This window comes from Vibrio vulnificus CMCP6, from assembly GCF_000039765.1.
In the GTDB taxonomy this organism is placed as follows: Bacteria; Pseudomonadota; Gammaproteobacteria; order Enterobacterales; family Vibrionaceae; genus Vibrio; species Vibrio vulnificus_B.
The window spans coordinates 1,655,249-1,674,025 of record NC_004459.3; the positions used below are offsets into that span (position 1 = coordinate 1,655,249).

Sequence of the window (18,777 nt, forward strand, 5' to 3'; positions counted from 1 at the left end):
AGCAGCACAGTTAGACGCTGTGCTGCAGAAGAATCGTTATTTGCTGGCGTGGTATATCGAGAACTTATTGGTCTTATTTAGAGTCGCGCAATTACTGAATGCTTGCTCAATAATAGGTGGGTATTTGAGGAAGCTGTTTGCTACGATGATCAATTCGCCTTGCTTGTTCAAATACTGTGGCGCTTGGCCTAATAGTGTTTCAGCCGCTTTGTAATTGGTGTCCAAACCACTGTGAAATGGAGGGTTAGAGATGATAAAACGATAGTCATCAGCAGTATCGGAGTAGATGTCTGAAGCGAAAACGCGGCCTTGCAAACCATTGGCTGCCAGAGTTGCCTCACTTGACGCTAACGCGTATGCATTGATGTCACACATCTCGAGTTCGATAGCTGGGTTGCGCTTGGCCATGAATGCGCCAATAACACCAGCACCACAACCAAAATCCAACACCTTGCCACTTAAAGAGGGAAGCGTTTCCAGCAGTAATTGACTGCCTAAATCAAACTCGCCATGGCTAAAGACACCCGGTAGGCTTTGAATCTCTAATTGTTGTCCGTGAATATTGATGGAGTAATGACGGAACCAATCGGCTTGATTAAAGGCGTTTGGTTGCGTGTTGCATTGCCCCCAATAAAAGGAGCAGCGACGAGCTGAATCGTACTTGTTGACGGGGCCATACGCTTGGAACATTTTTTCGATGCTTTTAACACCAGAGCGATTCTCACCCACCACGACAATTTCGCAGCCAGAACCCAACTTAGCCAGCAGCATGGCGAGGAGATATTCCGCCTCTGCTTTTGCCTTTGGCCAGTAAAGCAGTAAGAGATCAGCTTGGCTATCTGCCTCAAGTTGCGAGCCAAAGTAGCTGGTGATCGTTGAATGGGCGCGAATTTGACGGAAATAGCTGTAATTCGACGTGAACACACTCACCGATTCACAGTGTTCAGCCAGTTCGAGTGGAAACAAATCTTCAACTTCCCCTGCGACGAGCACGTGCTTTCCGTTGAAATAGTCGAGTTGTCGTTGGGCAATTTGGCTAGGAGCAGTATAGGCAGACATGAAGTGGCGTCAGTTAGAAAAAAGTGGGCAGATTTTCTCATAATCTGCCCAGGACTTGAAGTAGTGGTGTTGGTTAGCTGTTGTCTTGCTGGTCAAGGAAGCCCTTAAACTCTTCCTCGTAAATATTAAATAGCACCATAGTGATAGCAAAAATCAGTGGCCCGTAGATCAGACCTATCAGTCCAAATAACTGAATCCCTCCCAATAGGGAGAAGAAGATCAGCAAGGTGTTCATTCCGCCACTGCCTTGCATTAAAAATGGTCTTAGTAAGTTATCTATTGAGCCAACAATAGCGATGCTCCAAATGGCAAGGAAGATAGCCCAACCAGTATCGCCGGTTAAGAACAAGTAGATGGTGGCCGGGATCCAAATAAGCGCGGTACCGACAACGGGAATGAAGGAAGCAAAGCCCATCATGGTGCCCCAGAAGAGCCCTGGGAAGCCCGCAAGCCACATCCCTAAACCACCGGCAATCCCTTGTGCAATCGCGGTGAGAAAAGAGCCCATTACCGCAGATTTAGAGACATTTTCAATCTCACTCAGCAGCTTATCTTCTTGGCTACGCGATAAGGGCAGAATATGACGAATCGCACTGATGATTTTGTCGTGATCGCGCAATAAGAAAAAGAGCACAAACAGCATCAAGAAAAAATCCATCAGGAAGTTGGTCGCGTCACCGAGTATTTTTGCACTGATGGCAACCAAGTTTGAACCAAATGATGTGGCGAGTTGGCCAATTTTTTCTGCAATGGATTTGGCGTCAATATTGTCAAAAGGTAAGTACTCATTAACCAGCTTTAGACCTTTAACAATCCACGGATGACCAAGCACTTGCTGGATACCGCCATGTGTCACCCACTGGTAGGTATTTTGCGAGAAAACAGACCCTTGCTGAACAATGGCAGCAAAAACAAACAACAAAGGCACAACGATAATAAAGGTTAAAACAACGCAAGAGAGCAAGGACGCCATATTGCGATGTTTGGGCATTTTGCTTTCAAACCAGTCGTGAATGGGAAACATCAATAGGGAAATGATGAACGCCATGATAATCGAGTTTATATAAGGCTCGACCAACAGGTAGCACGCAGTCCCTGCGGCTAACAACGCGACGATCAGCACCCAGTGGCTTGAGCTGATTTTAATTTTTTCTGGCACGGTAACAGTCCAATTAGTTGCAGTCTGTGGCTATAATGACCTGAAACTCGAAGCTTATCAACGCAATGGGGCGATTATGGGTTGTTGTAATAATGAGAAAGGCTGTGAAGCGAGAAAAGCATCACGACGTATTCCTTGGTTCGCGGTGACCATTGGTGTGCTCGCGCTGTTGGTGATATTTAATTGGCAATGAAAAAGGATCGCTGACTGCGATCCTTTCCTTATTTTTGTCGTTGAGCGTTGGCAATCTTACTTGCTTTCTGCTGCCAAAATCGCAAAACAACGATCTGCCGCTTCCAATGTCGCCTCAATCTCTTTGCTACCGTGAGCTAATGAGGTGAAGCTGGCTTCAAAGGCAGAAGGCGCCAAATAAACACCGTGATCAATCATGAGGTGGAAGAAGCGTTTGAAGCGTTCAATATCGCACTTAGTGACATCTTCATAGCAAGTGATCTGCTCTTGCTCAGTAAAGAAGAAGCCAAACATACCGCCCACTTGGTTGACCACAAGTGGAATACCATGTTGTGCTGCAAGAGATTTAAAGCCATCGGCCAGATGTTTGGTTTTTGATGCCAGGCGCTTTTCATTGCCTTCTTCACGCAGTAACGTTAAACAAGCGTAGCCCGCCGCCATGGCAACAGGGTTACCTGATAATGTTCCAGCTTGGTAAACAGGACCGGTTGGAGCAATGTATTGCATGACTTCTTTACGGCCACCAAACGCACCAACTGGCATGCCACCACCAATGACCTTACCAAGTGTGGTCAAGTCTGGCTTGATGTTGTAGTGAGCTTGTGCACCACCAAGTGCCACACGGAAGCCGGTCATCACTTCATCAAAAATTAGCAGTGCGCCTTCTTGATCGCAGATCTCGCGTAGCCCCTCGTGGAAGCCTTCCACTGGCGGAATACAGTTCATGTTGCCCGCCACCGGTTCAACGATGATACAGGCGATTTCACCCTTGTTTGCTGCAAACAGTTCTCGTACTGAATCGAGATCGTTAAATGTAGCGGTTAGGGTATGTTTTGCGAAATCGGCAGGCACACCTGGAGAACTTGGTTGACCTAGAGTCAAGGCACCAGAGCCCGCTTTAACAAGCAAGCTGTCTGCGTGGCCGTGATAACAACCTTCAAACTTTAGAATTTTATCTCGGCCAGTGAAGCCGCGCGCTAGGCGGATTGCACTCATGGTCGCTTCAGTACCTGAACTGACCATGCGTAGTTGCTCCATCGAAGGAACGAGCTCGGAAACCAACTCAGCCATTTTGATTTCCATTTCGGTCGGAGCACCAAAGCTGAGGCCACGTTGCGCAGCTTCAATCACTGCTTCACGAATCACCGCGTGGTTATGGCCCAAAATCATCGGACCCCATGAACCTACGTAATCGATGTAGGCTTTGCCATCCGCATCAAAAATGAAGGCGCCATCGGCTCTTTCGACGAAAATTGGCGAACCGCCAACGCCGTTGAACGCACGAACGGGTGAGTTAACGCCACCAGGAATGGTTTGCTGGGCTTTTTGATACAGCTCGGCTGATTTGGTCATGGGTTTATCCTCTTCTGATTGCTCGGACCAAGTGGCGGGCATTGTACCTCTCTCAACGGCAGTTAGAAATATTTTGCTTCGGTTTATGACTCTATTCACGGGATTTATAAAAATGTTCTGTTTAGATAATGAGTATTTGGCGAAACATTGTAGACAATACAGTGGTGAATACTTGAACGTATTGGTCAGGTATTGGATAATCTCGCGATAGCTAAAACAATACCATCGTCAGCGGCCTCTAATATCGAGATTGTCTGGCGGGAATACACGAGTGAGAGAGGTCGTCGTGAGCGATATTAATCTACCATTATCATTTTCTGATGCAGCAGCAGCACGAGTTAAGATGTTGATTGCTGAAGAAGAAAACCCAGCGCTTAAATTGCGTGTTTACATTACTGGCGGTGGTTGTAGCGGCTTCCAGTACGGTTTTACTTTTGATGAAAGCGTCAATGAAGGCGATACCACTATCGAAAACAGTGGTGTTACGTTAGTTGTTGACCCAATGAGTCTGCAGTATTTAATTGGCGGCGTTGTCGATTACACAGAAGGGTTGGAAGGCTCACGCTTTTTCGTCAACAACCCAAATGCAACAACCACGTGTGGTTGTGGTGCATCATTCAGCGTGTAGTCTCACCAACAGCTGATTATCAGGTGGTTGGCAAAACCAACCACCTCAGTTTTACGTATTAGGATGTCACGTAAAACTTGCTCCAGATTCCGTCTTGCTGAGCACAAAAATAAAAAGGACTTTCTATGTCTATCAAACAACAAGGCCGCCAGTTTATTCAGCGTCCGTGGCTAGTATCTCTTCTTATTATTCTCATCTTAGGTGCATGGCTTGGCTTTGGCAGTAGCAAAGCCGATGAAACATCGTCCACCAAAGCCGCGCAAGAAATTCCATTAGCGAAAGTCGTGTATCAAACATTCTTGGCTCAGCCAACGGCACGCAGTATTGATCTTTATGGTCGAACCGCGCCCAACCGCCAAGCTCGTTTAGGCGCAGAGATTGCGGGAAAAATCGTGCGTTTAGAAGTCGAGAAAGGCCAAGCGGTACGTAAAGGTCAGGTGATTGCGATAATCGATAAGCGTGATTTGGATTATCGCTTACAGCGCGCGAAAGCCATGCTTGAAGTGAAGCTGAAAGAGTTTAAGGCAGCGCAATCCTTGAAAAGTCGCGGTTTACAAGGCGAAGTCGCGTTTGCAACAGCAGAAGCCGCTTTGGTTGATGCAAAAGCCAATCTTAGCAATGTGGAAACCGAGCTGAGCAATACGGAGGTTCGGGCTCCTTTTGATGGCATCCTTGATAGCCGTTTTGTCGAAGTGGGGGATTTCGTTGGTATTGGCGATCCGGTGGCGACCGTGATCGATCTACAAAAATTGGTGATTGAAGCCGACGTCAGCGAAAGACATGTTCAGCATCTGGCGGCTAAACAGATGGCGCAAGTGCGTTTGATTGGCGGGCAGTTATTGCAAGGTGCTATTCGTTATGTTGGGCAAGTCTCTTCTCCTTCAACCAATACCTTTCCCATTGAAATTGAAGTCGACAACAGCCAGCATCGCATTCCTGCTGGTGTCAGCGCAGAAGTGCAATTAACCCTAGATCAGACATCCGCGATTAAAGTGACGCCAGCGATGTTGGCTCTTGATGAGCGTGGTAATTTAGGCGTCAAAACAGTGCAGAATCAGCATGTGCGCTTTGTTCCTATTCAATTGGTAAAAGCCGAGCAAGATGGCGTGTGGCTGTCTGGCTTGGGAGAACAGGTTGACATTATCGTGCTGGGGCAAGGTTTTGTTCGAGATGGCGATTTGGTTGATGCGACACCACAAACTGAACTCGTAACCAATTGAGGAGAGTGCCATGTTATCTGTGATAGATGCGGTTCTTTCCCGCTCTCGTACCATGATGACGCTGCTGGTGATGATTTTGCTGGCAGGCATTGGTACTTACATGACGATTCCCAAAGAATCGAGTCCAGACATCACCATTCCGATTATTTACGTTTCCGTTGGCCACCAAGGCATCTCTCCAACGGATGCGGAGCGTTTGCTTGTACGTCCGATAGAGCAAGAGCTGCGTTCTATCGAAGGGGTCAAAGAGATGACCTCGACGGCATCGGAAGGGCATGCTTCGGTTATGTTGGAGTTTACTGTGGGGGTAGACCTGGCAAAGGCGATGGCGGATGTTCGTGATGCCGTGGATCTCGCCAAGCCGAAATTGCCAGCAGACAGTGATGAACCAACAGTAAATGAGGTCACGCTGGCTTCAGAAGAGCCTGTGCTGTCTGTTGTGCTCTACGGTACGTTACCAGAGCGCACGATTGTTCAAGTTGCTCGTCAACTTCGAGACAAACTCGAAAGCTATCGCCAAGTTCTTGAAGTTGATATTGCGGGTGACCGTGAAGATATCGTCGAAATCATCGTCGATCCCTTATTGATGGAAAGCTATGGCTTGGATCAGGGAGATATTTACAATCTGATCGCGTTGAACAACCGAGTGGTGGCGGCGGGTTTTGTCGACACGGGTTATGGCCGTTTCTCGGTCAAAGTGCCTTCGGTGTTTGATTCATTAAAGGATGTCTTAGAGCTACCAATCAAAGTGGATGGTAAGCAGGTCATTACGTTTGCCGATGTGGCGACAGTACGGAGAGCCTTTCGCGATCCGGAGTCTTTTGCTCGTCTAGATGGTAAACCGGCCGTGGTACTCGATGTAAAAAAACGCGCCGGTGAAAATATCATCGAAACCGTTGAGTTGGTTAAACGAGTGATCGAAGAAGGTCAAAAGCGGGCAGATTGGCCAGATAACTTGCTGGTGAAATACACCTGGGATCAGTCGGAAGATGTTGAGTTGATGCTCAATGATCTGCAAAACAACATCTTGTCCGCGATCATTTTGGTGGTCATCGTCATTATTGCCATTTTGGGTGTTCGAACTGCGTTGCTTGTGGGGATCTCGATCCCAGGTTCTTTCCTCACTGGCTTATTGGTTTTGGCCGTGTTCGGTCTGACCGTCAATATCGTGGTGCTCTTTTCTCTGATCATGGCTGTAGGCATGCTGGTGGATGGGGCTATTGTGGTCACCGAGTTTGCCGATCGCCGCATGCAGGAAGGGGTCGAACGCAAACAGGCTTATCGTGACGCAGCCAAACGTATGGCGTGGCCGATTACCGCATCAACAGCGACGACGTTAGCTGCGTTTGCACCACTGCTTTTTTGGCCCGATATTACGGGCGAATTCATGAAGTATTTGCCTTTGACCTTAATTGCGACGTTAGCGGCGTCTCTCATCATGGCACTGTTGTTTGTGCCAGTATTAGGGGGCCTGATTGGTAAGCCGCAAAATGTCTCAAGTGAGAACCAGCGTCGTATGGTGGCTTTACACAATGGTGAATTCGACAAAGCAACGGGTATCACCAAGCTTTACTACCATACTTTGGCGATTGCCGTACGACACCCATTGAAGATCTTGTTGAGCGCGATCCTAATGGCCGGTGGTGTTGGCTTTGCCTATAACAAAGCTGGGTTAGGCGCGGAGTTTTTCCCTGAAGTCGATCCTCCTTTCTTTACGGTTAAAGTTCGTTCTTACGGTGACTTGTCGATTTTTGAGAAAGACGTCGTGATGCGCAACATCGAACAAGTGATGCTTGGGCATGATGAGTTTGAAAGTGTCTATACCCGAACCGGTGGTGATGACGAAATTGGCCAGATCCAAATTACGCCTGTGGATTGGCAATATCGGCGTAAAGTCAAAGAGATTATTGATGAGTTAAAACAAACCACATCCACATTCTCAGGGGTTGAGATCGAATATAAATTTCCCGATGCAGGGCCACCAGTGGAGCATGACTTGGTGATCGAGATGTCATCTCGTATCCCTGAGCACCTCGATGATGCAGCTAAAGTGGTGCGACATTGGGCTGACAACAACCCAGCGCTGACCAACTTGAGTGATACTTCCAGTAAGGAAGGGATCGATTGGCAAATCGACATCCGACGTGACGATGCATCGCGTTTTGCAGCTGACGCGACTTTGGTTGGCAATACGGTCCAGTTTGTCACTAATGGTTTGAAAATTGGTGATTACTTACCGGATGACGCCAATGAAGAAGTGGACATTTTGGTACGCTATCCGGAAGAAAAACGCGACATTGGCCGCTTTGATCAGTTAAGAGTGAAAACACCCGCTGGGCTTGTGCCGATTACCAACTTTGCGCAGATCAAACCTGAGCCCAAACAAGACACGATCAAACGGATTGATGGGCAGCGCGTGATCAACGTCATGGCGGATATGGTAGAGGGGTACAACTTAGCGCTTGAACTGCCAAAGATTGAGCAAGCGCTCAGTGAGCTTGGCTTGCCTGAGGGCGTGGAGTTTCGGATTCGAGGGCAAAATGAAGAGCAGGAGCATTCATCCGCGTTCTTACAAAACGCCTTTATGATCGCACTGGCGGTGATGGCTCTTATCTTGATCACTCAGTTTAATAGTTTCTATCAAGCGTTTTTGATCCTCAGTGCTGTGCTCTTTTCCACGGTCGGGGTTTTTGCTGGGCTGTTGATTTTCCAAAAACCGTTTGGCGTCATTATGTCAGGCATCGGAGTGATTGCGCTGGCAGGTATTGTGGTGAACAACAATATTGTATTGATCGACACTTATAACCAATTACGCCAACGTGGTTTAGACAAGGAAGAAGCGATCTTGCGCACTGGGGTTCAGCGTTTAAGGCCGGTGATGCTCACCACGGTGACGACCATCCTTGGGTTATTGCCGATGGTATTGGAAATGAATATCGACTTGATCAACCAAAAAATTGAATTCGGTGCACCAAGTACCCAGTGGTGGTCACAGTTGGCAACCGCTGTGGCGGGTGGTTTGGCGTTTGCGACGGTATTAACTTTAGTATTAACGCCATGTTTATTGATGTTGGGGCGAGAACATAGAAGTGTGAAAGAAGACGATGACGTCGAAGAAGATCTCATCGACGACGTTCATACTGACATTCCACCAGCAGCAAGCTCTGAATCTGGAAAAGTCGTCGGCTTGTAATCTCCAAACCCTATTAAGCAAAAGAGAGGCAAACCTTGCCTCTCTTTTTGCTTTTCGTGTGCTGACGCAGGGTTAGTTCATTGCCAGTAACTTACTGTAGCGCTCTAATTTATCAAGACGCAGTTTAGAATTGGCGATGAAGGTCTCTTTTGCTTGTCCGCTCAACGATTGAGCTTGAGGTAAGCTGACCGTTCTGGGGTTTTTGTGAACCCCGTTGACCAAAAATTCATAATGCAGGTGAGGGCCTGTCACACGGCCTGTCCCGCCTAAAGTACCAATACTTTGACCTTGTTTGACTCGTTGTCCGGTCTTGACCAATTTCTTTTGTAGATGCAAATACTTAGTCAGATAAGTGTTGCTGTGGCGGATAAACACGTAGTTACCGTTAAATTGGTTGTACCCCGCTTGTTGTACGACACCATCGCCAGCAGCCCAAATTGGTGTACCAACGGGCGCGACGTAATCGGTACCTCGGTGTGCTTTGACTTGTCCGGTAACGGGATGCAGTCGACGCGGATTAAAGTTAGAGCTTACGCGTCGGAAATCGATAGGTGCCCGCAAGAACGCTTTCTTCATTGCTCGCCCATTCTCGTCGTAATAGTTGCCTGTTTTGTCATCATAGATGGCGGTGAAGGTATCGCCTTGGTTACGGAAAATAGCAGCAATAATACGGCCACGACCGATGACTTCTCCTTCTACAACCTGTTCTTGATAAAGCACGCGAAAGCTGTCTCGTTCACGAATATCTTGTGCAAAGTCGATGTCCCAGCCAAAAATCCCGGCGAGTTCCATTATTTGATTAGCCGTCAATCCTGCGCTGATGGCGGCATTCCAAAAGTTTGAAGTAATGGACGCTTCGGCATACGCGTACTGGTAGTTCACTTCCTTATTATTAAGCTGAGAGTTGTAACCAGTATCACTTCGAGTAATTTCAAAGGTTTCGAAGGCATTCAGTTGGCGTTTGAGTTTGACCAATTGATCCTGTGCATCAAAGCCAAATTGCAGCATATCACCAGGTTTAAGGCGAGAAAGTTGAGTTTTGATCTCATCGTTGGTGGTGATCAATTGGTGTAATAAGGAAGCCGATAAGCCAATGCGTTGGAATAAGATGGCGGCGCTTTCCCCATCCTTCACGCGATAGCGTTCCCAACGATGCACTGAGGATTCGGTAGACAAAACGGGATTGATTGACAATCGCTGCATCTCGATGTCAATAGGGTAGTGGCGTCCTACTTCTAAACGGTTTTCTTTTGGGCGCAGTTCATTAGCATCAGGCAAAAGAAACAGAGCGACAAAAATCATCGCACTAAAAAAGCCGATCAGCACTTTGTGCAATATGGGAAGACGGGCAAAAATTGAAAGCATATCGGGTTTATACGGTTTATGAAGACAAAATTAACAACGGAATAGTCTAACTTGTTTCAAAAATCATCGCTATTCAAGTAAGATGTCCAGCTATTATATTTTGCCAAATTTGTGGGAGTGAACAAGCATGGCGAGCATTGAAGCCGCTTTAGCCGAGATTAAGCGCGGTGTTGAAGAGCTGATTCCAGAAGAAGAGTTAATCGCAAAACTAAAAGAAGGTCGTCCTCTTCGCATTAAATTGGGTGCCGATCCAACTGCGCCTGATATTCACTTAGGTCATACCGTCATTTTGAACAAGCTGCGTGCGTTTCAAGATCTTGGCCATGATGTGACATTTTTGATTGGTGACTTTACTGGTATGGTCGGTGACCCAACTGGTAAAAACTCGACGCGCCCACCGTTGACTCGTGAAGATGTGCTACGCAATGCTGAAACCTATAAGCAGCAAGTGTTCAAAATTCTCGATCCTGCGAAAACAAAAATTCAGTTTAACTCTGAATGGTTGTCTGAGCTTGGTGCTGAAGGCATGATTCGTCTTGCGGCAAACCAGACTGTTGCACGTATGCTAGAGCGTGATGATTTCAAAAAACGCTATGCAGGTGGTCAGCCAATCGCTATTCATGAGTTTATGTACCCACTTCTGCAAGGCTATGACTCTGTGGCGATGGAAACCGACGTAGAACTCGGTGGTACTGACCAGAAGTTTAACTTGCTAATGGGCCGTGAACTGCAAAAAGCGAACGGACAAAAACCGCAGGTGGTTTTGATGATGCCTCTTCTTGTTGGCCTAGACGGCGAGAAGAAAATGTCAAAATCCGCCAACAACTACATTGGTGTTAGCGAAGCGCCAAGCGAGATGTTTGGTAAGATCATGTCCATCTCAGATGACCTGATGTGGAGCTACTACGAGTTGCTTTCTTTCCGTCCATTGGAAGAGTTAGCTCAGTTCAAAGCGGATGTTGCAGCAGGTAAAAACCCACGTGATATCAAAGTACTGTTAGCAAAAGAGATCATTGCCCGTTTCCATAGTGAAGCCGATGCGGATGCGGCAGAGCAAGAGTTCGTTAACCGTTTTGCGAAAAATCAGATCCCTGATGAAATGCCAGAGTTTACTTTTGCCGCAGGCACACCAATGGCGAACTTGCTAAAAGAGGCTGAGCTATGTTCATCAACATCGGAAGCGATGCGTATGGTGAAGCAAGGCGCGGCTAAGATGGATGGTGAAAAAGTAGAAGACGCCAAAGCAGAACCAGCCGTTGGCACCTATGTGTTCCAAGTTGGTAAACGTAAGTTTGCTCGAATCACCATTGCGTAAGATGCGCCCCTAGGGCATCTCACTGCTATCGAAAAGCGCCTTCTTAAAGGCGCTTTTTTTCTGCTTGTTGATAGGTTTTGAAACGTAAGATGAACCAAGTTTCAAAGAGGAGAAGTGACAAAATGGCGTACTGCCAATGCGTACCGTAAGCCACAAAAAATAATACGCTGAGCATGGATACCCAAATCAACAGCAAAGAGTGAATTTTTTCTCGCCGCGTTAAACCTTGTTTCTTGTTAAGGCGTTGTGCTAAAGGGCCAAGCTTAGGATGGTTGAGTAGCCACTGTTGAAAAACAGGGGAAGATTTCCCGAAACAGTAAAGTGCCAATAGGATAAAGGGCACCGTGGGTAACAGTGGCACTGTGATGCCAATCGTGCCTAGAATGACACACGTCCAGCCAATGCAGTTGTAACCTTTACGGCGAAAGGCTTCTTTGTCTTTTATTGGGTGATGTTTCATGATGATATTCCCCAGCCAAATATCAACAAGTATGGCTGGGGTTTAGCTTAAATGGCAACTTGTGCTGTTTTTCGTCAGTTGTGTTTTACTTGTGTAAACTCAACTAAGTCTCGATAAAACTCACGCTCGAAGCGTGTGATAGGCGCAACATTACCACTCTCTTCACTTTTATCAGGGTAGTAATCGGTAATAAATTGAATGAAGGCGGCGCTTGGCTGTCCATTCTGATCTAAAACAAATCCTGCCATATTATAGCTGCCATAAAGTGAGCCACTTTTAGCGACGATCTGCCCTTTAACTGGATCACTGCGCATGCTTTGGCGGTACTTGAGGGTGCCGGACTCTCCGGATTTGGGCATTAATGCCACTAAACCGAGCTCTTTGTCGTGTTGCCAGATGTATTTTAAGATCGACATCATATCCATAGGGTTGATTCGATTATTACGCGACAAGCCCGAACCGTCGGCGAGTTGAGCGCGAGAAAGATCGATTCCCGCTTTGGAATAAAGGATCTGTTTCACCGCTTCAGTGCCATTGGCAAAGCTACCGGGTTGCAAGTAAAAGCGAGCCCCAATCGCTTTGGTAAGGTTGTCGGCAATAAGATTATCAGAGTCCTTTAACATGGTGTCTAATAACTCTGGCAAGGTAGCTGAAGAGTGGCTGGCAATGACATTGGCTTTGTTCGGCATGACGCCAATTTTAATTTCTCCACCAAGTTCAATTTTGAGCTGTCTCAACAAGGTATATAAGGTTCGACTCGTGTATTGAGTTGAGTCTTGAATCGCGAACTTAAGGGGTAACGGTTTGTCTCTCTCAACCAGACAGCCTTGCAATTGATATTGGTTGTTATCCCCCGTCAACAGCTCTAAGTCGCAATGATTACTCTGCTGGATCGCTTTAGAGACGGTTTTCGCATTGGTTGTGACGTGAATCGGGTACTGCTCTGGCACGTAAACTCGAGTATTGCCATCGGCCAATGTGTAAATAGAAGCCTGAGCGCAGTTCTCATCTAATGTGATGGCACTTGAAGGAGCACTGTAGCAAACACCCAAAATATCCCAAGGCCAACCCACAGCGCGCTCATAGCCTGTAAACACCGAGTTATCGAGCCAAAGGTCTCCACGAATGTTCGCGCCATTCTGCTGCTTGTAGGCTTCTAAAAGCTGTTTTAAATGTGCGGTTTTAAGCGTGGGATCGCCAGAGAAACGAATGCTGATGTCACGGCCATTGCTTAACAGTTCGGTGGTGAAGGCAAAGTCGTCTTCAAGTTCCAGTTTGGCCGCTAGGGCGGTGGCCAGTTTGAGTGTGCTTGCTGGAGGGAAAAAACGGGTATTTTGCGCTAAGGTTTGCCAAGAGGTTTGGTTTTGTAAGTCTTCTACCCAAATACTGCTTCTACTGCCATCTGGGAGGTTGCTTAGCGGTGAGTATTCTTCTGCCTGAATGGTGGAAGAAGTAGCAAGCAAGAAGCAAAAGCTCGATGTGAAAAGTGAAGCGAGAAAACGCATAGTGACAACCCAATCTATCTAGAATGGCTTGATTATAGCGAGGATAAAAAACGCCCGCTAGTTGCGGGCGTTTGCGATTCAGTCAAGGCTGAAATTAGAAGTCGTAACGTAGACCTAGTGCTAGCTCGTCTTCTGCATCTGCTTTAGAGATAGTTGATGTACCAATCTTGTCACCAGCGTCTAGCAGGTTGAAGTTGTATGATACGTAACCACGGAAGTTAGGTTTGAAGTAGTAGGTTGCGTCAACGGCAAAGTTATCAGTTGAAGTGTAGCCATCAGTTTCAGCATTGTTGTATGTTGTGGTGAATACAGTTTGACCCATTGTGTATTTCGCCGCTAGTTCATAACCAGTGTAGTCTTCTACAGAAGAGAAACCACGGTGTGAATAGTCACCATTTGTGCCGTAGTCTTTTTCACCATCAGTAAATACACCTGCAAAGTACAGGTCGCCCATAGTGTAAGACGCCGCTAGCATGTATTCATTGCTCTTATCTTGATCTGCGTAACCACCACCAAGCGTTAGACCAGTTTGGCCGATAGCGTAGATAGCCGATAGAGAGTAGCCATCTTTACCGTTGTCGATGTAAGTGTTATCTACATTATTCTTGCTTGAATCTGCACGGTCAGCAAAACGGTAGCTTGCTTTCACGCTTAGTGCATCGAATTGGCCTTTGTAAGACATCATGTTGTCTACGCGGTCAGCAACAGCGATTTTATCTGCCGCAGAGTTACCGTGGTAAGCCATGATATCGGTGAAGTCAGTGATAACACCTAGAGCGCCATCGTTTTTACCGTAAGTCACTTCACCAAACTTGCCACCTAGACCTGCGTAAGTGTAACGGTTGTCTAGATCGCTGCCATCAGCGTTGTCTGCAGTAGTGAATTCACCTTCGTAGAAACCAACGCCGTATAGGCCGTCTTGGATTTCTACTTTACCTAGGAAGTTAAGACGGATACGAGAGTTGTCTGCAACTTTACCATCTTTCATAGATAGGCGAGCTTCAGCACGGCCACCCATGTCTAGAGAAGTACCATCTTGGTTGTAAAGTTCAGCAGCGTTAACACCAGTTGCCACTGCAGCAGCAGATACAGAAAGTGCGATTAATGTCTTTTTCATTGTTTTGTTGTCCTAGTTTAGCTGTCCATAATCTTTTTGTTGTGAGACGAATATCTCACAGATTATCACTATGATTCTAGATTCATAAATGAGATGCATCTCAAATACTTGGCCAGAGTTATTGGTTGACGTCCAATGTTGTACAGCCAAAGTTCCATGATGGGTTAGTAAAATTATATAAATTCAACTTATGAACACTGTTCGATTGTGTGGTTGCTTTTGTTAAGTTGTTGTTTTTAAGTGTATTTGCATTGTTTTACATGCCTCTGACATTGATGATTTTTTATGGTTTTTTATCTATTTGTCGATATTTTGCTCGCATTTTTCACGGTGATATTGATGTGAAAATTGTCAAAATTGATAGGTGGTTTCGGCTTTTTGGCTTGGGTAAAAGCAAGAATGAAATTAAGGTGATTTAGGCTCAAAGTTTGTTTACACTAGGCGAAATTAATCCGTTCCGTGACTACCTGATCATTCGGTCAGGTAGGTTTTTTTTGTCCAAAGATGACTTTGGCATTGAGGTTGAAAATGGAAAAAGTTCCAATGACGGCTCGCGGCGAGCAATTGCTGCGTAAAGAATTAGAAAGACTTTTAAAAAGACGTCCACTGATCACTGAAGCGATCGCTGAAGCTCGTGAATTGGGTGACTTGAAAGAAAACGCAGAATATCACGCCGCTCGTGAAGAGCAGGGCATCTGTGAAGCTCAAATTCGTGACATCGAATATAAACTTTCTGTCGCTCAAGTGATTGATGTGAGCAAAATGGAAAATAACGGCAAAGTTATTTTCGGTGCAACGGTTACTTTGATTGACTGTGATACCGAAGAAGAAAAAACCTACCAAATCGTGGGTGATGATGAAGCGGACATTAAATCTGGCCGTATCTCTGTCAATTCACCGATAGCTCGTGGCCTTATTGGCAAGATGGAAGGCGACGAAGTGGCGATTTCAACGCCGGGTGGTATGAAAGACTTTGAAATTGATAGCGTTGAATACCGATAATTTCCTATCAATCGCACATCAAAAAGGTCGCCAATGGCGACCTTTCTTTTGTGACTAGAAGAAGCACTTAACTTACTTACGAGGAAGTTCAATCTTGCGCTCTTCAGATTGGCGATAAAGTACAAGTGTCTTACCAATTACTTGCACTTTCTCTGCGCCAGTTTCACGCACAATGGCATCAACAATCAGCAATTTTGTTTCACGATCTTCAGATGCGATCTTTATTTTGATCAGCTCGTGAAAGTCCAATGCGATTTCGATTTCGGCTAGCACGGCTTCAGTAAGTCCATTTGCGCCCATTAGCACAACAGGTTTTAAACTGTGAGCCAGGCCTTTTAGGTGCTGCTTTTGTTTGGTGCTTAGGTTCATTACGCCGCCATTTTTATTTAAACTAAGGGTTGAAAAAACCTATTTTAACGCCATCTATTGCTGAAGACTATAATTTATTAATTAATAGGAACGACCTATTAAATTGATAACTCTGCAACTGGCTTTGTTGAGACTAGAATGAGTAAACAAAAACATTCAGCGAGCTCTAGCCGCTGGTTAAAAGAACACTTTGACGACAAGTATGCGAATGAAGCCAGACGAAAAGGTTACCGTTCTCGTGCTATCTTTAAACTTGAAGAAATTCAACAAAAAGACAAATTGCTAAAACCCGGTATGACGGTTGTTGATCTGGGTGCTGCTCCGGGTGGTTGGTCGCAATACGCCATTGGAGTGGTTGGTGATAGTGGTCGTGTGATTGCTTGTGATATTTTGCCGATGGATTCCATCGCTGGTGTTTCCTTCCTTCAAGGCGATTTTCGTGAAGATGCGGTTTTGGAAGCGCTGCTTGAACGTATTCAACCTGACATGGTTGATGTTGTAATGTCAGATATGGCGCCAAATATTGCCGGTAACAACTCAGTCGATCAGCCAAGGGCAATGTATTTAGTTGAATTAGCTTTAGATATGTGTCGACAAGTTCTTGCACCTAATGGTAGCTTTGTCGTAAAGGTTTTCCAGGGTGAAGGCTTCGATGAATACGTCAAAGAAGTCCGAAACATGTTTAAAGTCGTAAAAATCAGAAAACCAGATTCATCGCGAGCTCGCTCACGAGAAGTCTTTGTTGTAGCCACTGGTTACAAAGGTTAACTATTTGCCCTCACAGGTAAAAGTTAACACTATAGATACAGGTTACAAACTGTAGTACCCTACCTTTAATTACAATTAGTTATCGAGAGGCTGACACCTTGAGTGACATGGCAAAAAATTTAATTCTGTGGCTGGTTATCGCTGTCGTGTTAATGTCGGTATTTCAGAGCTTTGGCCCTGGAGAAAGTAACGGCAGAGCAGTGGATTACACCACATTCGTACAGGAAGTTGGTCAAGGCCAGATTCAAGAAGCAACGTTTAAAGACGGTGAAATTACCTTCGTTAGACGTGGCGGCGGCGGTAAGTTTGTAACTTACATGCCGGTATACGATCAGAAATTGCTGGACGACCTGATCAACCAAAACGTTAAAGTACAAGGTACGCCTCCAGAAGAGCAAAGCTTGCTCGGTACTATCTTTATTTCTTGGTTCCCAATGATTCTACTCATTGGTGTGTGGATATTCTTCATGCGTCAAATGCAAGGTGGCGGTGGCAAAGGTGCCATGTCATTTGGTAAGAGCAAAGCTCGCATGATGAGTGAAGAGCAGATCAAAACGACGTTTGGTGATGTCGCAGGTTGTGACGAAGCCAAAGAAGACGTTAAAGAGCTAGTGGATTATCTACGTGACCCAAGTCGTTTCCAAAAGCTGGGTGGTAAGATTCCAACTGGTGTTTTGATGGTAGGTCCTCCAGGTACGGGTAAAACCTTATTGGCAAAAGCCATTGCTGGTGAGGCGAAGGTGCCATTTTTCACTATCTCTGGTTCTGACTTCGTTGAAATGTTTGTTGGTGTTGGTGCTTCGCGTGTTCGTGATATGTTCGAACAGGCCAAAAAAGCCTCACCATGCATCATCTTCATTGATGAAATCGATGCCGTAGGTCGCCAGCGTGGTGCAGGTGTTGGTGGTGGTCATGATGAACGTGAGCAAACACTAAACCAAATGCTAGTAGAAATGGATGGTTTCGAAGGTAACGAAGGCATTATCGTTATTGCGGCAACCAACCGTCCAGATGTTTTGGATCCTGCACTACTGCGTCCTGGTCGTTTTGACCGTCAAGTTGTGGTCGGTCTGCCGGATGTACGTGGTCGTGAACAGATCCTGAAAGTGCATATGCGTAAAGTACCGCTAGCCGGTGACGTTGAGCCTTCTCTTATTGCGCGTGGTACACCTGGTTTCTCGGGTGCTGATTTAGCCAACCTAGTTAACGAAGCGGCGCTATTTGCTGCGCGTGGTAATAAACGCAACGTCTCTATGGTTGAATTTGAACTGGCAAAAGACAAAATCATGATGGGTGCAGAACGTCGCTCTATGGTGATGTCTGAAGAAATCAAAGAGTCAACGGCATACCATGAAGCGGGCCATGCGATCGTTGGTCGCCTTGTGCCTGAGCATGATCCTGTTTACAAAGTGTCGATTATTCCTCGCGGGCGTGCACTTGGTGTAACCATGTACTTGCCAGAGCAAGACCGAGTCAGTATGTCTCGTCAGCACTTAGAGTCTATGATTTCAAGCCTATATGGCGGTCGTTTAGCTGAAGAACTGATTTACGGTGTAGATCGTGTATCAACAGGGGCTTCAAACGATATCGAACGTGCAACTGATATTGCTCGTAAGATGGTGACACAATGGGGCTTCTCTGAAAAACTTGGTCCGATGCTTTATGCGGAGGAAGAAGGTGAAGTTTTCTTAGGACGTAGTGTGACACAAACTAAACATATGTCAGACGACACCGCAAAACTGATTGATGATGAAGTTCGTAAGTTGATTGACCGCAACTATGAGCGTGCAAGACAAATCCTAATCGATAACATGGATATCATGCACGCAATGAAAGATGCGTTAATGAAATACGAAACCATCGATGCTGGTCAAATTGATGATCTGATGGCTCGCAAAGAGACCATTCGTGAACCAGCGGGTTGGGGTGATCAAGCGGCGACGGAGAAAACGGAAAAATCAGAAGCAAAAGCTGAAGAGAAAACCGCAGAGCCGGAAGTGACTGCTCAGTCTCAACCAGATGAAGTTCAGCAGCCTACTGACAAAAAAGATGCAGAATAGGTTTTAATTAAT

Annotated in this window: 15 protein-coding genes; 7 read left to right on the forward strand and 8 right to left on the reverse strand. The window is 46.1% G+C overall.

Annotated elements, in window-relative coordinates; all coding sequences use genetic code 11:
- Nucleotides 1-36: 36 nt before the first annotated feature.
- The 3 genes from rsmC to hemL form a co-directional block, all read right to left on the reverse strand.
- The gene (gene rsmC / locus VV1_RS07925; RefSeq protein ID WP_011079595.1) at nt 37-1,059 is read right to left on the reverse strand and encodes a 16S rRNA (guanine(1207)-N(2))-methyltransferase RsmC; all 1,023 of its coding nucleotides are present in this window, start codon (nt 1,057-1,059) and stop codon (nt 37-39) included.
- Between the two features lie 73 nt (nt 1,060-1,132).
- Nucleotides 1,133-2,218, reverse strand: a complete 1,086-nt coding sequence (locus VV1_RS07930; RefSeq protein ID WP_011079596.1) for an AI-2E family transporter — start codon at nt 2,216-2,218, stop codon at nt 1,133-1,135.
- 249 nt (nt 2,219-2,467) lie between these two features.
- The gene (gene hemL / locus VV1_RS07935; protein ID WP_011079597.1) at nt 2,468-3,763 is read right to left on the reverse strand and encodes a glutamate-1-semialdehyde 2,1-aminomutase; all 1,296 of its coding nucleotides are present in this window, start codon (nt 3,761-3,763) and stop codon (nt 2,468-2,470) included.
- Nucleotides 3,764-4,049: 286 nt separating this feature from the next.
- Between hemL and erpA the strand changes: the two genes are divergently transcribed.
- The 3 genes from erpA to VV1_RS07950 all read left to right on the forward strand — a co-directional run bounded on the left by erpA (nt 4,050) and on the right by VV1_RS07950 (nt 8,804).
- A complete protein-coding gene (gene erpA / locus VV1_RS07940; RefSeq protein WP_011079598.1) occupies nt 4,050-4,391 on the forward strand; it encodes an iron-sulfur cluster insertion protein ErpA in 342 nt (113 codons plus the stop codon).
- 125 nt (nt 4,392-4,516) lie between these two features.
- Nucleotides 4,517-5,611, forward strand: coding sequence for an efflux RND transporter periplasmic adaptor subunit (locus VV1_RS07945; RefSeq protein ID WP_011079599.1), 1,095 nt, complete (start codon nt 4,517-4,519; stop codon nt 5,609-5,611).
- Between the two features lie 10 nt (nt 5,612-5,621).
- Nucleotides 5,622-8,804, forward strand: coding sequence for an efflux RND transporter permease subunit (locus VV1_RS07950; RefSeq protein ID WP_011079600.1), 3,183 nt, complete (start codon nt 5,622-5,624; stop codon nt 8,802-8,804).
- A 72-nt stretch (nt 8,805-8,876) separates the two neighbouring features.
- Here VV1_RS07950 and shyC read toward each other — a convergent pair whose 3' ends face one another.
- Nucleotides 8,877-10,169 carry a peptidoglycan DD-endopeptidase ShyC gene (gene shyC, locus VV1_RS07955; RefSeq protein ID WP_011079601.1) on the reverse strand — a complete coding sequence of 431 codons (1,293 nt, stop codon included), beginning with the start codon at nt 10,167-10,169 and terminating at the stop codon, nt 8,877-8,879.
- Nucleotides 10,170-10,296: 127 nt separating this feature from the next.
- Between shyC and tyrS the strand changes: the two genes are divergently transcribed.
- On the forward strand, nt 10,297-11,484 hold the full coding sequence (tyrS, locus tag VV1_RS07960; protein WP_011079602.1) for a tyrosine--tRNA ligase: 1,188 nt from the start codon (nt 10,297-10,299) through the stop codon (nt 11,482-11,484).
- 43 nt (nt 11,485-11,527) lie between these two features.
- Here the strand turns inward: tyrS and VV1_RS07965 are convergent, their stop codons facing one another.
- The 3 genes from VV1_RS07965 to VV1_RS07975 form a co-directional block, all read right to left on the reverse strand.
- A complete protein-coding gene (locus tag VV1_RS07965) occupies nt 11,528-11,944 on the reverse strand; it encodes a YbaN family protein (protein WP_011079603.1) in 417 nt (138 codons plus the stop codon).
- A 74-nt stretch (nt 11,945-12,018) separates the two neighbouring features.
- Nucleotides 12,019-13,449: a serine-type D-Ala-D-Ala carboxypeptidase gene (dacB, locus tag VV1_RS07970; RefSeq protein WP_011079604.1), complete on the reverse strand. Its 1,431-nt coding sequence runs from the start codon at nt 13,447-13,449 to the stop codon at nt 12,019-12,021.
- Nucleotides 13,450-13,543: 94 nt separating this feature from the next.
- Nucleotides 13,544-14,566 (reverse strand): porin, encoded by a 1,023-nt coding sequence (locus VV1_RS07975; RefSeq protein WP_011079605.1) that lies wholly within the window; start codon nt 14,564-14,566, stop codon nt 13,544-13,546.
- 528 nt (nt 14,567-15,094) lie between these two features.
- On the opposite strand from VV1_RS07975, the gene greA reads away from it, so the two are divergent.
- Entirely contained in the window at nt 15,095-15,568 is a 474-nt protein-coding gene (gene greA / locus VV1_RS07985; RefSeq protein WP_011079607.1) for a transcription elongation factor GreA, read from the forward strand.
- A gap of 72 nt (nt 15,569-15,640) precedes the next feature.
- On the opposite strand, the gene yhbY is transcribed toward greA, so the two are convergent.
- On the reverse strand, nt 15,641-15,937 hold the full coding sequence (gene yhbY / locus VV1_RS07990) for a ribosome assembly RNA-binding protein YhbY (protein ID WP_011079608.1): 297 nt from the start codon (nt 15,935-15,937) through the stop codon (nt 15,641-15,643).
- 138 nt (nt 15,938-16,075) lie between these two features.
- Here yhbY and rlmE point away from each other — a divergent pair, with 138 nt between their 5' ends.
- Both rlmE and ftsH read left to right on the forward strand, forming a co-directional pair.
- Nucleotides 16,076-16,705, forward strand: a complete 630-nt coding sequence (gene rlmE, locus VV1_RS07995; protein WP_011079609.1) for a 23S rRNA (uridine(2552)-2'-O)-methyltransferase RlmE — start codon at nt 16,076-16,078, stop codon at nt 16,703-16,705.
- Between the two features lie 107 nt (nt 16,706-16,812).
- Nucleotides 16,813-18,765, forward strand: coding sequence for an ATP-dependent zinc metalloprotease FtsH (gene ftsH, locus VV1_RS08000; protein ID WP_039468633.1), 1,953 nt, complete (start codon nt 16,813-16,815; stop codon nt 18,763-18,765).
- The last annotated feature ends 12 nt before the right edge of the window (nt 18,766-18,777 follow it).

Bases quoted from the DNA above. Each gene is read 5' to 3' on its own strand.
- rsmC (WP_011079595.1), bottom strand. From the start codon at position 1,059: ATGTCTGCCTATACTGCTCCTAGCCAAATTGCCCAACGACAACTCGAC.
- hemL (WP_011079597.1), bottom strand. From the start codon at position 3,763: ATGACCAAATCAGCCGAGCTGTATCAAAAAGCCCAGCAAACCATTCCT.
- VV1_RS07945 (WP_011079599.1), top strand. From the start codon at position 4,517: ATGTCTATCAAACAACAAGGCCGCCAGTTTATTCAGCGTCCGTGGCTA.
- VV1_RS07950 (WP_011079600.1), top strand. From the start codon at position 5,622: ATGTTATCTGTGATAGATGCGGTTCTTTCCCGCTCTCGTACCATGATG.
- shyC (WP_011079601.1), bottom strand. From the start codon at position 10,169: ATGCTTTCAATTTTTGCCCGTCTTCCCATATTGCACAAAGTGCTGATC.
- tyrS (WP_011079602.1), top strand. From the start codon at position 10,297: ATGGCGAGCATTGAAGCCGCTTTAGCCGAGATTAAGCGCGGTGTTGAA.
- VV1_RS07965 (WP_011079603.1), bottom strand. From the start codon at position 11,944: ATGAAACATCACCCAATAAAAGACAAAGAAGCCTTTCGCCGTAAAGGT.
- dacB (WP_011079604.1), bottom strand. From the start codon at position 13,449: ATGCGTTTTCTCGCTTCACTTTTCACATCGAGCTTTTGCTTCTTGCTT.
- VV1_RS07975 (WP_011079605.1), bottom strand. From the start codon at position 14,566: ATGAAAAAGACATTAATCGCACTTTCTGTATCTGCTGCTGCAGTGGCA.
- greA (WP_011079607.1), top strand. From the start codon at position 15,095: ATGGAAAAAGTTCCAATGACGGCTCGCGGCGAGCAATTGCTGCGTAAA.
- yhbY (WP_011079608.1), bottom strand. From the start codon at position 15,937: ATGAACCTAAGCACCAAACAAAAGCAGCACCTAAAAGGCCTGGCTCAC.
- rlmE (WP_011079609.1), top strand. From the start codon at position 16,076: ATGAGTAAACAAAAACATTCAGCGAGCTCTAGCCGCTGGTTAAAAGAA.
- ftsH (WP_039468633.1), top strand. From the start codon at position 16,813: ATGGCAAAAAATTTAATTCTGTGGCTGGTTATCGCTGTCGTGTTAATG.